The organism is Schlesneria paludicola DSM 18645, assembly GCF_000255655.1.
GTDB classification, from domain to species: Bacteria; Planctomycetota; Planctomycetia; order Planctomycetales; family Planctomycetaceae; genus Schlesneria; species Schlesneria paludicola.
The window spans coordinates 56450-71484 of sequence record NZ_JH636438.1 but is presented as its reverse complement, the minus strand read 5'-3'; the positions used below and the strand labels follow the sequence as shown (position 1 = coordinate 71484).

The following is a 15035-nucleotide window of genomic DNA, read 5'->3' as shown; positions in this document are numbered from 1 at the left end:
GATGCCACCGTTACGACGTCCGTCCGCCAGCAACCGTTCGCAGTCCTAAGTGGGGGACTGACGAATCGACGCGAGAAATCCACGATGACCCGCGATGTCGATTGAACCAGAGGACAGATTTCCACGTTGATCTGATTGTTGTCGATCGCGTCGGAAAATTCCTTGGAAAACCCCAGATTGACGATTCCGAAGATCATGCGATATCACTTCAACCGCTGATTCTCATTTCGTTCGAGTCAGAATCGCCGGTCGCAACCTCAAGAGTCTGCCTGTGTTTCAACTGCTGCAATTTCTGTTGCCGACGCGATTGTTGCAGCCGGTGCTGAAACCGGTGACGCGGTTGCTTCTTGGTTTTATCGCAGTACCGCTTTTCCGGTTTACGATGCGAAAGGTGGTTCGCGTCCAAGAGATCAACGAGGAACTCGAAAAAGACCTTGAGCAGTGGTTTCGCGGTTCGCTCTTGTTACTCGCGGCCACCGATAACATGGAACACACGTTGTTCTTCTGGCTTCCGGCGACCACAGTCGCAACCTGGTATTTTCAGGCGGGCCGCATTCTGCTGGCGATTGGTGTCATCGAGGTCATGCCTGATCAGGCGCTGTTCGCATTGATTCATCCCGGCCCGCAAAAACCCAAAATCGAAAAAGGACGCGTGATTCGGAGTGTGTTGGCTTACCTGCCCCAACTGGGCAAGGGCCTGATCTGCCAGCATCTCAATCGGTCATCGCCGGTCTTTGCCATCCTTTCTGTCCTGCATGGGGGCGAAATCGGCTGGATCTGTTACGGAATCGCGATTGCCCAGTATTTGCTGATTGGATTGGTGACATCGAAGGACAAAGCGCTGGATGTGTTGTCTCAATTTGATGAAGCCGTGGCTCGGCATCGCATTGAAATCGAATCGGAGTTGGGTCAGAAGGTGACTGAAGAGACTGTACCAACCGTCAATCTGCCAGCACCGGCGCCCGTCACGGAAGCGGGTGTCGGCAAGTAGGCCCGAGACGGTTTTGCTTGGGCCCTACCGGCAACGCCGTGAAGGATTCTTGCGTATTCAATGCGAACTAATCGTGGCATTTCCTGCGGGCTGCAGGCCCAACCATTCCATCAGCCCAGCCCAAAGGAGGCCGCAGGGCTCCGACGGTCTGGGTCAGCGAATCCATGCTCGACGAGGTGAATCGGTCCATCGAACACCAAGAACGGCATCACGAGCGAAGGTCATTTCAGGATGAATTTCGAGAGCCTTACCGAAAGCATCGCATTGAGATCGATGAACAAGATGCCTGGGGCTGAATAGATGGCCTTACAGGCCGTCTTATGCTGCGGGGGATGATTACCTAGCCCGTCGGAGCCCTTGCAGTCTCCTTTGGACTGGGCTGGTAGAATGATTGGGCCTTTGGCCCGCAGGAAAAGCGACGGCTGGCTCCCAATTGGCTAGCAAAAATCGTTCACGGCGTTGCCAGTCAGGGCAACTTACTTGCGATGGACAATTCCGTTGGAGCGGTACACGCCACCACGTTGAGGGGGCATGACTGATGGTGATCGTGCTCACAACGTCCTGTGGCAAGAGGGGCTTTATCTCAAAGAACGCAACTTTAAAACGAATGACAAGGGGGTCTCTATCGCGCCGACACTTGCCCTGTGACCTCTGCGGCGTCGTCGGCGTACTGGCGGTCGAGTTCCGAGAATTCGACGCCTGTGAGCTCGTCGAGTCCCTCCGCGCGTTCCCGTGTCTTCTCGTTGATGCTATAGAGTTGCGACAGGTGACTGACCAGGGCTTCCCGGTATCGTCCATTGTCATAGTGCATGAAGAAACGAGCCAGCCCTGCCGCCTGCGTATAGTTCTTCACCAGTTCGGGAGCATGCTGAAATTCCTGCATCCCATACCCGGAGAACTCGCGCAGCGGCACATAATACTTGTCATGCAGCAGGTTGTAGCGGGCACGATCAAAACGGATATACGTCGGATCGCCGAGCATGAATGAACCTTCCTTACGCTGGAACGATTCCATATAGCAGGCGATCCCTTCAATGATCCAGAAGTGATGGTTCTCACAAATGGTTCGATTGGCGTGAGGGTTTTCGCGGCCGAAAAACAATTGGTGGGTCGCTTCGTGATAAAGCGTCCCTTCGTGTTCCTGCTTGGGGTCGTAGTAGAAGTGAGCCACGCGATCGCTGGTCAGATAGACACCGTTCGTTTGATCAATCGAAGGAAAGAACTTTCGCATTCGTTGGAGATATTCATCTCTCGACGCGTAGAAGTGCACAACGAATGGCTCACGGACCTTGCTGGCACTACCGGTGAATTCAAACAATTTTTTCAATTGTTCGGGGGTGTGGAAGAATCCCGCGAAGGTCTCGTTGAAGACGCTGTAGAAGTCTTCCAACGCCTTGCCCATCTCGACACCCTTCTCGAGATTGACATTGGTTTTGATCAGATAGTGATCGGTACGAACTTCCCAGGCGGAATTGAAGTCGCGCCGCAGTTCGCCTTCTTTCTGCGGGGTGACCCACCGTGAATTGAAATAGCGATCACCGTCGATGTAGCGCTGCAAATGAGATTTGGGAATCCAGCCGAAGCTCTCGTGCCAGACAAAACCCTTCTTGATTTGAGACGCAGCGACAGACGTGATCCATTCGTCTTTGAGCCGCTCGAATCCAAGAATCCTTCTGACCTGCGTGTTATCCGGATCGTGCAACGCCGCTTCTCGGATCAGGTTATAGGCATAACTAGGGAAGCCGTCTTTCACGGACGCCTTGGCCTGAAGAAACAGGTCTTTCGCATAGGCCGTTTCGAGGTAGCGAAGCTGAGTCTTCCAGTGACGCTCGTCACCGACCATCCCAGCCGGGATTTCGGGCTGAACTTTGTTCGACAGCTTCTCGGTCCGTAGCGACAACGTCTCGGGCGGAATGATGCGCGAACGGACAAAACCGGCGTCTTCGATGAGCGATTTGTCATCGCAGAATTCGGCAAGTTTCTCAATCTGATTCGAGAAATCGCGGAATTTCTTGCGATGATTGGTCTGGATTTGCTGCAGCCGGCCCTTCGCCAGCGGCTGAGCAACCGCGGTCGATTCAAGGCAAACGCACAGCATGAGCGTGACGCCTGCGAGGCATGCGATCGGCCTCAATCGTCCTGTCAACATCTTCTCGGTACTCACATCCCGGCCGCCGTCACCGATTCCACATCAAGTGATCAATGAGAAGAATTTTATAGTACGTTCTCAGGTGACGATAGACGAGTCGTCTCGCGTGATCGCCGGGGCCGCGGAAAAAGCAAAAACAACCTCCTCGACGATTGACGATCGGCGGGAATCGTCACATGCCATGGTTCTGTTTTACGAAACCGGTTCTGTTTCACGAGAAAGGGCGCGTGGAACGACTCTGAAGACCTGTCCAGAGGGACAGCCGCTCACGTCGGCTCGTCGCCAAACGTCGTTTTCTTCCGCAGCAAATGATGGTACTGCTGCGCAAATCGGTGCGATTCATCGCGCACATACTGCAACAGCCGCAAGGCATACGAATGCTTACTGAGCACGCGTGGTTCCGACTGACCTGGCAAGAAAATTTCCTCTTCCCGCTTGGCCAATGAACAGACGAAGGGCGCCGTCACGCCGATGCTTTCCAGTGCCGCCATGGCCGCGCCCAACTGCCCTTTTCCCCCGTCAATCAGCAACAGGTCAGGAAACGGCTGCCCTTCTTGCTGCAGTCGCCGGAAATGACGACTGACCACTTCTCGCATAGAGGCGAAATCGTCGACGCCATCGATCGATCGAATTTTGAATCGCTTGTATCCATGCTTGAACGGCAGGCCATCAATAAACTGAACGCAACTGGCGACCGTTTGTCCGCCCTGCAGGTGGGCGATATCCATTCCCTCAATCCGACGGGGCAGGGTGGGGAGGTCGAATACCTTCTTCAATCCCGCCAGGCCGCGCTTGGGATCGATCTGAAACACTTCGGGCTGCGCGTGCTCGCGCAGGTCACCCCGCAGATTCAAGTTCTCTAACGACTTGATCTGATCACGCAGCCGTGCGGCCTTTTCGAACTTCAGTTCCTTTGCCGCCAACTGCATCTCACTGCGCAGTTCATTGAACAGGCTTTCCTTTTTCCCATCGAGAAACATTCGCAGACGGCGGATATCGCGACGATAGTCGTCTCGACTGATCCGCATGTTGCAGGGGGCAGTACATTGATGAATGCTGGCCAGCAGACAGGGCCTGAACCAGCGCCAACGCTCATCCGCCTCCTTGATATCGAGCGAGCAGGTCCGGAACTGAAAGATCTGTTGCAGGACCGCGATGGCCCCACGCAGGCGCTTGGCGTTTGTGAACGGGCCGTACAGCTTTGTTCCCCGCGGGCGAGGCTTCCGAGTGAACTCGACACGCGGGAATTCTTCGCGAATGAAAATCTCGAGATACGGAAATGTCTTGTCGTCCTTAAGTTCCTGATTGAACCGTGGCTGAACATCTTTGATGAGCCGCGCTTCCAGCAGCAGCGCGTCGACTTCGCTATCGGTCACGATGTAGTCGAGATCGCGAATTTCCGGGACCAGGTTTGCGGTTCGCAGATCTTCGGCGGCTTGCTTTGTGAAATAACTTCCGGCGCGGTTCCGCAAGTTGACCGCTTTGCCGATGTAGATCACACGTCCCCGGCTGTCTTTCATCAGATAAACCCCCGGCGATCCGGGAAACGTTTTCACTTTTTCCCGGGGCTCGACAGGAGGTTGAATGATTGGAAGTTCATCGGCCATCGTCAGATCAATCTCGTATCAACAACAGAGATTCGCGGGGCACAGTCTGTTGCGAGGAACGGACATGCGATGCGAGTTCCGTCTCAATCCTTCGGTACTTTCCCCGGACACACCAGATCCAAGTGCATCCACAAACCCCATCCATCGTAACGGCGTTGATCACGACGCGGACGGTCCGTCGAAAAACAGGACCGTCATCAAGGGGAACCACTTTGCACTGATGCATTGTTCCTTCCACGTCAATGCCTCACAATAGCAGACTGCCCCGGGCGGCATCGTGTCCGCCTCACGAAGGCGATTGCGACGCCTTCCACATTCCTATGAAAGATCCTGGCTTCATGTCCGACTCGATTGAAATCGATGGCGTCCGTCTGCACCTGAGTCAACCCGATACATCTGAAGGAGAATGGATTGGCCAGCGTGAGATCCTGCAGCAACTGATGGCCTGCTGGCTGGTCGTTGATGCCAAGGACTTGCCGCTGTCGCCGCGACTTGTGGGTGCACCGGGGATCGGCAAAACAACCCTGGCCATTTCGGCCGGTCGAGTTCGCCAGCAGGATCTGTACATTTACCAATGCACGGCCGATACGCGTCCGGAAGATCTGCTCGTCACACCGGTCCTCGCCGAAAGCGGTCGCATCAAGTATCACGCGTCGCCCCTGGTCACGGCGATGGTTCGCGGTGGAATCGTCATCCTGGACGAAGGCAATCGCATGAACGAGAAGTCATGGGCCAGTCTGGCTCCACTGCTCGATCACCGGCGGTATGTCGAATCGATCGTCGCGGGGATCACGATTCATGCCCACGCGAATTTCCGCTGTGCCGTCACGATGAACGACGACGAATCGACCTTCGAAATCCCCGACTATATTCTGAGCCGTTTGCAGCCCACGTTGACGCTCGGTCATCCCAACCGAGATGACGAACTGTCGATCCTGCGGTTCCATTTGCCGTTCGCGGAAACGGAAATGCTGAACCTGACGGTCGACTTCCTGCAGCAGTCACACCAGTTGAACCTCGATTTCTCGACACGCGACGGAATCAACGTTCTGCGGTATGCGATGAAGCGATTGGCGCAAGATCCGGAACATCCGGCCGGAAAAGACAAAGTCTGGCACGAGGCACTGATGAACTGCCTGGGTGAAGGTGCCCATGATCTGGACTCGCTGGCGAAACGGCGGCAGCAGTCGCTGGGCGGAAACATGATGCCAATGGGGTTGGGAGATTTCTTCTTTGACCCCAGCGACCCGCTGCATCCCGATTTTGACGACGACGATGAGGACGAGGAAGAGGACGACGACGAAAGCTGATGGAGACCGGCACCGCATCAGGGTGAAGGATTTGGCTCGTGAAATATCTGCCAGGCTTGGCCTTTCCCGCCGACCGAGCGGCCCAGCCCAAAGGAGACCGCCTGGCTCTGACGGGCTGGGTCAAACGCCCCCAATTCCACAGAAGCCCGTAGGCTCGACCATTCGAGACTGCGGCGGTCGCGTTTGTTGGCGACAGAAGAATTCCACCAGGGTTCAGCTCTGTCGCAGCGAGTCCGTGAGTCGTTTTAACCCTTCGTCGATCGAGATTTTGGGGTCGTAGCCGAGATCGCGCCGTGCCGCGTCCAGTCGATACCAATGCGACGTCGAGAGTTGCCTTGCCACGAACCGGGTCATCGGCGGCTCGTCACGGCGGCCTGTGAGGCGGTAAACAAACTCGAGAATCCCGCCTGCGAGCAGCGCCGTCGACGCGGAGATCGAACGCGAGACCGGGGGCACGCCAGCACAGGCGAGTAACCGATCGACGAGTGTCCACAGCGGGATCGGCTCGCCATTCGAAATAAAGTACGCCTTGCCGGCGACGACGGAAGCGAAACCAAGTCGATCGGCAGCCAACAAGTGTGCATCGGCGGCATTATCGATATAGGTCGCATCCACCAGATTCTCGCCGTTTCCAACCCGACGCAGGCGGCCCGACTGGGCCCGCTGAATCAAGCGTGGAACCAGATGATTGTCGCCGGGACCCCAGATCAGATGCGGACGCAACGCGACAGTGCTTAAGGCAGCTCCGTTGGCCGCCAGCACCCGCTGCTCGGCAATCGCCTTCGTCTGCGGGTAGTGCGTCAGATACGTCTTGGGATACGGGACTGATTCATCGATCCCCTGTTCATCGTGCCCCGTGAATACCACGCTGGGAGAGCTGGTGTAGACGAGTTTTGGAATTCCCTGACTGCGGCACGCGGCGAGCACGTTGTCAGTCCCAACGACATTCGCGCGATAGTATTCGTCAAACTTCCCCCACACGCCGGCCTTGGCGGCCACATGGAAGACCAGGTCGCATCCCTCAGAAGCCGCTTGCACTTGCGCGAGATCCGTCAGATCGCCGCGAACGCAATCGACGCCCCACGCCTCGAGAGTCGGAGCGGCGCTGCGCTGTAAACTGCGCACGCTGTCACCCCGCGCGATGAGTCGCCGGACAATTGCTTGCCCCAGGAATCCACCACCACCTGTCACCAACACACGCATATCAGACGCTTTCCTGCAATGATCGGATCGCTGCTGAACATTGGACGATTGAGCTCATCGGGGGACAGGCCCTTGCTCTTCACGACATCATGGCGATTTCGACTCGGGGCGGTGCCATTCCCCGCTTCGTTCAACAGGCAATTCGATCGAGAATCACAGACGAAACGCGGACAGCACGAACAGACCCAAGAGCAACAGCGCCACGGCAATCACCCACCAGGGGCGACGATTCGTCGAGACCTGTTCGCTTGAGATCCAACGATCACAAGAGGGGCAATAGTCGGCCGCCTCGAGCATCGTCTGTCCGCAATACGGACAGGGAATGTAACCATCATCGTCGTCTTCGTCCTGCCACTCGTCATCACCTTCGTCGCCATCAGAGGAATGAACCATGAAACGTCTCGTACTTCAGCGGGAATGCGGTCAGACCTGAAATCCACGTCAGCATGATGGCCAGCAAGCGCAACCCACACAATCGATCCATTTCCCGCGATCGTTTGCAACACGGCGATATCTCTTGGTCAATCGGCAAAGATTGCCGAACTGGTTGGGCGATAAAAAACTGTCAAGCACCACCAGCGCGCCGCTGGTTCGCATCGGACGGCTGTTACCTGGTCTGCAGGACCACCCCAAAAGCAACTGGAATCAACGGAATTGGGAGAGACTTCCATGTTTACATCCGAACACTCGAGAACGCGAACGATCGAAAACCAACTGGCGGAACAACTTAAGCAAACCTGGCTGATGCTGTTCATGGGAATCACGATCGGATTCCTCGGACTGCACTTCCTGGTCGCACGACCAATGTCGCTGGAGATTTCGCATCTGAAATCAGCACTGTCGACGGTCGAAGAACGAATGGAAACCCTGGCCTCCACCAGCGAGAACGTGTGGGAAGCCAACAGCCTGCTGTCGAGCCTGCGTGCCCAGCAAGGTCAGGTGGCCGACGCCCGCCTCGCTTTACAATCGATTCGACAACTCCGCGGTGACGTGATCGAAGTGGCCGCTCAGAATGACGCCGTCTCGAAAGCCATCGCAGGCGTTGACGAACTGCACGCCCGAATCATTGATCAACGAACCATCACGGACGAAGCAACGACCACCTTCAATTTGATCCAATCTCTCGAAAATGCGGTTGTCGCGCAGCAGGAAACGCATCAGACCGCCGCGACGGCATTGGACGAGATGATCGAACTGAAAGAGACCGCAGGTTCGCAGGCACAGGATCTCGCACAGGCTCAATCGTCGCTCAAGCAACTGGTCGAACTGAGTGCCGAGTTGCGCAAGCAAGTCGAACATCTTGAATCGGCACGAGCGAGCCTGAATGGATTGGCGGCGCTGAAATCCGGTTTGAACGACGCCGCACAGAACTTGGAAGCCGCCGAAGCCGTCTCCGGCAAGCTGGCCGGACTGCAGCGACGGCTCGCGGAAGGTGGGCAACAGGCCGAGATCGCAACTGAACGGGCCGAGCGTTTGATTGGCCTGAACGGCAAGCTGATCGGCGGCGAATTGAACCTGGATGCTTCGGAACAGAACCTGGACGCCATCCTCAAGATGCAGGGCAAGCTGATCGATGAGCACTTGAATGTCGCGACATCGGAAGAGAACCTGAATGGCATGCTGAAGATGCAAAATGTTCTGCAAGTTCAGACGCGATCGGTCGCCGAAGCAATTCAGACGCTCGAAATCCTGAGCAACTTCCGCGAAGAACTGGCCGCCCAGATCCACTCGCTGGGGGATTTCCGACGCGATCTGGTTGAGATCAGCCTGATGGAAACCTCGGTTGCCAAAGTCGCACGGATGATGAAGCCGCTGGCGGAATTGGGCAATCTTCGCCGCCTGAGCGACGACGAATTGCGTCATGCCGCTCGCAGCATCCTCGACGGCCGCACGGCAACCCGCGTCACGAAAAACAGCCTCGAAACCCGTCCTGCCCCGATCAGCAGCGTGTTCGCTGAAGAGACGGCCCAGGAGTCAGCCGGAATCGTTCCGACACCCACCGATGAATAATGTGGCCGACGAATCGTGGCCGATGACGATTCCGATGGAATGATCAAATCGACCCGGGACCTTGCAAAGGCCCGGGTCGATTTCTTTTGTCGGGTGCCGGTTTCCACGAAATTCCTGCCATTGTCACGATGGGTCAATTTCATCCGGTCTTGGCATCTGGTATTTTTAACCGTCAATGTCTTGACTAACACAGGATCATCGCCTTATGTCCGCCACTGCAAATGAAACTGATCAATTGGCCACTCGCATCCTGAATCGCGTCGAAGAACTGATCCTTACGGCGGAACGAGAAACGAAGCCTTTGGAAATCGATCCGTTTCGAAGCGAACTCTTTACGCTCTTTGTCACCGCCAATGGAGCGGGTTACACTCGCGAGGACGCCGACCCCGACCTGTCGGCGGATGGACTTTGTCGTGCTCTGGGTGCCCGCTGGGAGCTGGCAAATGCCGCCAAGAGTGCCATGGAATCGACAGGTCGGATGTCTGCCGATCAAATGTCCAGAATGCGACTGCTGTGGTCGGTCATGCGAATGTGGATGGAATGGTCCTATGCCTGGGATCGCTGGGCGGAATTTCATCAAGAGACGCCGTAACTCTGGATCGCCTTAGCCGCCTGTTAAAGCACTGGAAAAAAGAAGAATTCGAAGCAAGGCGCCACCCTGGGAACTTTCGATCCGTCATGGACGTCACCTTGTTTCTCTGTACGAGTCCTCATCCGACCTGACTCACTTAGCCGCTTGAACCTGCAACCAAGGGAATTGACGTACTGGGATCGGTAAAGACTTGTGGATGATTTCCACATTTTTTTAAACAGGCTGCAGCTTTTTTGCGGCTCCCGTATTCGATTCCCGTTAGGCTGATGGGATTTTGTCCTGATGGAAATGAATACTGTTCAAGCGGCCCACCCTATGCGAATTTCCTCAGTATTCTCGGTTCTCTGCATCATCGCGGTGATGTTTGGCGTGATCCTGACAGAGGCTCGAACGGCGAATGCCCAGGGCCCCGTGGTGACCGTGGCACGGAACGCAAATAGCTTCCCACCGGTTCCAGGCCCGTTCTATCGCGGAAATCATCCGCAAGATCCGCGTCATGTGGGCTTTTACTTCCACACGCTGAAACTGGCCTATTTGATCGGTTTGTTCGTGTTGTGGGTCTGGACGGCGGAATGGATCGATACGGACTCAAGGGAATTGAAGGTTCGCCCGAAGGTCTGGAACACGATCTTCCTGTTCGCCGGATTGGTTGGATTTGTCCTGTCTTTATGCGCCCCAAGTCCTTTCCTGAGCTTCCTGGTCATGACCGCCGGCTACGCGACGCCGATGGGCATCTATGTCGCGGAGCGAAACAAACGCGTTCCCGATTCGGCCAAGGTTCTGACGCCACGGCATCTGAAACTGGTCGCGATGCGACTGTTATCACGGCTGGGAATGAAGTTCAATTCCAAAGAGCTGCGCAGCCATGCGGGCGGACCTCCGATTCGGCTGATCGGCAAGTCTGGCAAAGGGGCCGGCGAAATCGACCGATCCCGACAAGTGGAAAGCTCAAGCGGTTACGTTGCCGCTCGCGAACTGATCTACGACGCGATCCTGCGACGAACAACCGACGTTCACCTGGAACCACGTGAACACGAGATGTCGGTACGGCTTCGCGTCGACGGTGTCATGTATCCGGCCGAGCCATTTGATCGCGCCACCGGGGATGCGTTGATCAATATCTTCAAAGTCTTGTCGGCGATGGACATCACCGAGCGCCGAAAGCCCCAGGACGGCAGTTTCCGGGCGGAAATGGAAAACCGCGAAATCGACTTTCGCGTTGCGACCCAGGGTTTGCAAGGCGGCGAAAAAATGGTGATCCGAATTCTCGATCAGGGAAATTCGGTACGAACGCTCGCCGATCTGGGAATGCGAAAACAACTGGTCGAGCAGATGCAGACCATTGTCAGCCAGCCGCATGGAATGTTTCTGACCTGCGGACCGACGGGCGCCGGTAAATCAACGACGCTGTACGCAGCTCTACAAGAGATCAATGCATTCGAAAACAACATCATCACGGTCGAAGATCCCGTCGAATACAAGATGCCGAATGTCACGCAGATCGAGATCAACACGAAAGCGGGACAAACCTTTTCGACGGCCCTGAGAAGCATTCTTCGCCAGGACCCCGACGTCGTACTGATCGGTGAAATCCGCGATGGCGATACAGCCAAAATCTCGTGTCAGGCCGCCAACACGGGCCATATGGTGTTCTCAACCGTTCATGCGAACGACACCATTGCAGCCCTGTTCCGCCTGATCGACCTTGAAGTAGAGCCGTTCCTGCTGGCGAGTTCCATTTCGGCCATTCTTGGCCAACGCCTGGTACGCAAACTTTGTCAGGATTGCAAAGAGGCGTACAAACCATCGGCGGACCTGCTGCAGAAGATCGGGCTTCCGCCCGACAAGGTCGACAAGTTCTATCGACCACCCAAAGATCCGGAAGGCTCATGCCCAACCTGTAACGGGCTGGGCTTTGTCGGTCGTGTCGGCGTGTTCGAACTGCTGGTGATCAACGACCGCTTGCGCGACCTGATTCGCGAAACCCCCAATATGACGGCGATCAAGGCCGAAGCACGCAAGAACGGGATGCTGTACATGAAAGAAGAAGGTTTGCGTCTGGTCGTCAAAGGAACGACCTCATTGGACGAATTACTGCGAGTCGTCAAATGACGACAGACCATCGTCCACAGGCCAGTGAGGGGGACAGACCGATTTTCATCGACAATGAATTCCTTGGACGCGGATGCGTTTCGATTGCCAGGTGTTTGTTGCGACGAAAAGACGTCATTCCCCGGCGTGGAAACAATGACGAATGACGGACGCAAAGCCGTCGGGCTGAACCGACGCGGTCCTGATGATTTCTGTGAATTATGCCCGATTTTCCGAGTCCTTTTTTCAACCGAGCGTCAAGCATCATGATCGACATCGCCTGCCTGATTGTCGTCGGCGTGGTCACCTGGATGGTGGCGAACGAAGGCATCTGGGGTGCCGTTGAAACGTTTTTGTGCACCCTGCTGGCCGCCCTGATCGCGATGAACTTTTTCGAGCCACTCGCGGTTCAATTGAAAGCGTTTCTTCCCGACTCGTACACCGATGTGGTCGCACTGGTGGGGCTCTTCATTGGCGTCGAGTTCGCACTGAGACTCGGCTGTGAGAATCTGGCCCCCAGCTATATCCAGGTGATTCCGGCCGTTGATTCGCTGGGCCGATGGCTCGTCGGGGCCGGTACCGGGTATCTCACCATGGCATTCCTGCTCACCGCCCTGCATACCGCGCCGCTTCCACGCGAGTTCATGCAATTTGAGCCCGAGCGGAACAACTTTTTTGGTGGCGCACCGGATCGTCAATGGCTGGGATTCACGCAGTACGTTTCGGAGAGACCACTGGCCCGGTCGATACTCTATGCCAGTGCGAATCGGGACATCAAAGCCGCGTACATGCCACATATCTTCGACGGGCGTTACGAAGTCGTCGGCAATCCGCTGAAACCGTATTCTGCGAAAGATCTGTCTGGTCGAGACTCACCGCAAGTCATCTGGCCGTCCTTCCCCATCCGCTATGCCATGCGACGAGATCGCATTGCCCGAAACCTTTCACCGGTGGCACCACCAGCCCCGATCTCCATCCCACCCGCCCAAAATGCACCTGGAGGCGGAAGCCCCAGCAACGTGAATCCTGGATTCTGAACCGGCGGGACGGCGGCGTCCCCATGCGCGAAGTCGCATGCGCTTTTCAGAGGTCTGTCGCGCAGGTGAAACTTGCGACGTGAGAGACCTGCGCATGTGTGCCGAGTTCAGGCGAAGCCAGATTCAAAATGAGGCCCGATCTCACATCGATGGTGCGGTTTATCGGCTGTGATTGCTGATGATCCGTACGGCGAAGATCAGCACGACCGCACCGGCGGTTGCGACGATGAGATTGCCCAGCAGCCCTTCCGCGTGTAATCCGAGTGCGCCGAATAAGACGTCACCGACAACGGCACCAACAACTCCGACGATCAGGTCGCCGAGTAACCCGAAGCCGCGACCTTTCATAATTTTGCCGCTCAACCAACCTGCCGCGATCCCGATGACAATACTCCAGAAAAGATGCACCACAAGACCTCCACTTGATAATAAGACGTTGATTTAAACTTGCTACGTAAGATGAGGTTCAATGACATTTGATTTCAAGCGTGTCATTGCGGGGAGCTTACGGGAATCATCGGTTTGAACAAAACGCCACCGTCTACACGCCTGAGACAGAAGAAACGTCGAACTGCGTGTGAAGCTTTGATCAGATTGAGGTGAGTTGCCGCCACGATTCAGGATCGAAACGAGCAGTGAAGTATGGAAACATCCAAGACAGGAACGCGCAAACACGACTTGATTCTGTGAACCGAGAATTCGCAAGTCTTCCCGCCGCAAATGTTTCTTGCTTCTGAGAAATTCCCGCATCCTCAATATTGTTTGGTTGTCAGCGTTTGGTGATCTTGCCAGAATCCCGGCATCGTCCCAATCCCAGCACATCATTGCCGCGCCCAACTCACTCGTTATGGGTCGAATGCATCATGGAAGAAAAAAAGCCTTCCACTGCCGATATCCTCGCGAAAATCCGAGCCCAGAAAGCAGCCGCGGCAGCCGCTGCTGGGGAAACCCAGGGGGCTCCTGCGGACGCACCCGCAACACCTGCGGCTGATGTCAGCACTTCGCCTCCCGCGGCAGCGACTCCAGCAGCCGCTGCTCCTGCACCAAAGCCACCGGCGGCACCCGGTGCCAAGCCCGGTTCAACGAAAGATATCCTCGCTGCGATCCGTGCAGGCGGAGCCAAACCAGCCGCCGCCGCAGCGTCAGTGACACCCGCGGCGGCCCCGGTTCCTGCCGCTTCAGCCTCTACAACCCCGGCGGCTTCAGCTCCAGCAGCGGCCGCAGCAGGTCCTCGTCCCTCCGTTCAAGAGATGTTGAAAGCCGTGCGGGAAGGTAAAGCGGGGACGATGGCCGCTCAACCTGCATCGGCGGCTCCGGCCAAAGCAGCATCCGTCGCAGCGCCTCCCATGCCGGCCAAGCCCGTCGCAACGGCCAAGGCTGGAAAGACGGAACCAGTCCGACGAGGACTCGCCGGGTTGTCGACAGTCGCCATATTCAGTGCCGCCTGTTTTGTCTTGGGGTTCATGCTCGGCAGCAAGATGTTGCTTGTCTCCGGGGCATTGGTGTGGGCGTTATTGATGACTCCTTTCGCCGCCGCGTGGGCATCGCTGCTCGGAATCGGCGGAATTTGGACGCTGGGAACCGCACGATTCATGTTCCCAAATGTCTTGGTTGAACCACCCTCCAAATTCAAAGTCGGGCCATTGTCTGACTATCCGATCAACACCGTTTCCAACAAATGGAAAGATCAATTCGGCATCTGGATCGTTCACACCGATCAGTATGAAGGCCGCAACATGATCTTCGCGTTGACCTCCGTCTGTACTCATTTGGGCTGCACGCCGAACTGGCTGGATGGCGAACAGAAATTCAAATGTCCCTGCCATGGGTCAGGCTTCTATATCACCGGGGTGAACTTCGAAGGCCCCGCACCGCGTCCACTGGAACGAGCGGGATTACGAATCGCCGAGGATGGCATGCTCGAAGTCAACAAGAGCGTGAAATTCCAGGAAGAAATGGGTCAATGGACCGATCCAACCTCGTTCGTGAACGTGGTTTGACGGCCTGAACTTAGCGTATCCGGTGTCGCGGGTGTTTGACGGGAT

12 protein-coding genes are annotated in these 15035 nt (G+C 56.1%); 7 read left to right on the top strand and 5 right to left on the bottom strand.

Annotation, left to right across the window (positions count from 1 at the left end; all coding sequences use genetic code 11):
* Nucleotides 1-271 precede the first annotated feature (271 nt).
* A complete protein-coding gene (locus OSO_RS0140145) occupies nt 272-991 on the top strand; it encodes a hypothetical protein (RefSeq protein WP_010588331.1) in 720 nt (239 codons plus the stop codon).
* A 622-nt stretch (nt 992-1613) separates the two neighbouring features.
* Here OSO_RS0140145 and OSO_RS0140135 read toward each other — a convergent pair.
* Nucleotides 1614-3089, bottom strand: a complete 1476-nt coding sequence (locus OSO_RS0140135; protein WP_029247971.1) for a hypothetical protein — start codon at nt 3087-3089, stop codon at nt 1614-1616.
* Between the two features lie 317 nt (nt 3090-3406).
* Complete coding sequence (locus tag OSO_RS0140130; protein ID WP_010588329.1) at nt 3407-4747, bottom strand: excinuclease ABC subunit UvrC; 1341 nt, start codon at nt 4745-4747, stop codon at nt 3407-3409.
* Between the two features lie 338 nt (nt 4748-5085).
* On the opposite strand from OSO_RS0140130, the gene OSO_RS0140120 reads away from it, so the two are divergent.
* The gene (locus OSO_RS0140120) at nt 5086-6057 is read left to right on the top strand and encodes an AAA family ATPase (RefSeq protein WP_010588327.1); all 972 of its coding nucleotides are present in this window, start codon (nt 5086-5088) and stop codon (nt 6055-6057) included.
* Nucleotides 6058-6270: 213 nt separating this feature from the next.
* On the opposite strand, the gene OSO_RS0140115 is transcribed toward OSO_RS0140120, so the two are convergent.
* Together OSO_RS0140115 and OSO_RS0140110 are read right to left on the bottom strand one after the other, a co-directional pair.
* Complete coding sequence (locus OSO_RS0140115) at nt 6271-7260, bottom strand: NAD-dependent epimerase/dehydratase family protein (protein WP_010588326.1); 990 nt, start codon at nt 7258-7260, stop codon at nt 6271-6273.
* A gap of 153 nt (nt 7261-7413) precedes the next feature.
* Entirely contained in the window at nt 7414-7653 is a 240-nt protein-coding gene (locus tag OSO_RS0140110; protein ID WP_010588325.1) for a hypothetical protein, read from the bottom strand.
* Nucleotides 7654-7929: 276 nt separating this feature from the next.
* Between OSO_RS0140110 and OSO_RS0140100 the strand changes: the two genes are divergently transcribed.
* The 4 genes from OSO_RS0140100 to OSO_RS49240 all read left to right on the top strand — a co-directional run bounded on the left by OSO_RS0140100 (nt 7930) and on the right by OSO_RS49240 (nt 12990).
* Nucleotides 7930-9270: a coiled-coil domain-containing protein gene (locus OSO_RS0140100; protein WP_010588324.1), complete on the top strand. Its 1341-nt coding sequence runs from the start codon at nt 7930-7932 to the stop codon at nt 9268-9270.
* Between the two features lie 205 nt (nt 9271-9475).
* Nucleotides 9476-9862: a hypothetical protein gene (locus OSO_RS0140095; protein WP_010588323.1), complete on the top strand. Its 387-nt coding sequence runs from the start codon at nt 9476-9478 to the stop codon at nt 9860-9862.
* Between the two features lie 282 nt (nt 9863-10144).
* Nucleotides 10145-11974 (top strand): GspE/PulE family protein, encoded by a 1830-nt coding sequence (locus OSO_RS0140090; RefSeq protein ID WP_237729402.1) that lies wholly within the window; start codon nt 10145-10147, stop codon nt 11972-11974.
* A gap of 245 nt (nt 11975-12219) precedes the next feature.
* Nucleotides 12220-12990, top strand: a complete 771-nt coding sequence (locus OSO_RS49240) for a CvpA family protein (RefSeq protein WP_050986314.1) — start codon at nt 12220-12222, stop codon at nt 12988-12990.
* A gap of 159 nt (nt 12991-13149) precedes the next feature.
* Here OSO_RS49240 and OSO_RS0140075 read toward each other — a convergent pair whose 3' ends face one another.
* Nucleotides 13150-13398 carry a GlsB/YeaQ/YmgE family stress response membrane protein gene (locus OSO_RS0140075; RefSeq protein ID WP_010588320.1) on the bottom strand — a complete coding sequence of 83 codons (249 nt, stop codon included), beginning with the start codon at nt 13396-13398 and terminating at the stop codon, nt 13150-13152.
* Between the two features lie 455 nt (nt 13399-13853).
* On the opposite strand from OSO_RS0140075, the gene OSO_RS50480 reads away from it, so the two are divergent.
* Nucleotides 13854-14990: a QcrA and Rieske domain-containing protein gene (locus OSO_RS50480; RefSeq protein ID WP_010588318.1), complete on the top strand. Its 1137-nt coding sequence runs from the start codon at nt 13854-13856 to the stop codon at nt 14988-14990.
* The last annotated feature ends 45 nt before the right edge of the window (nt 14991-15035 follow it).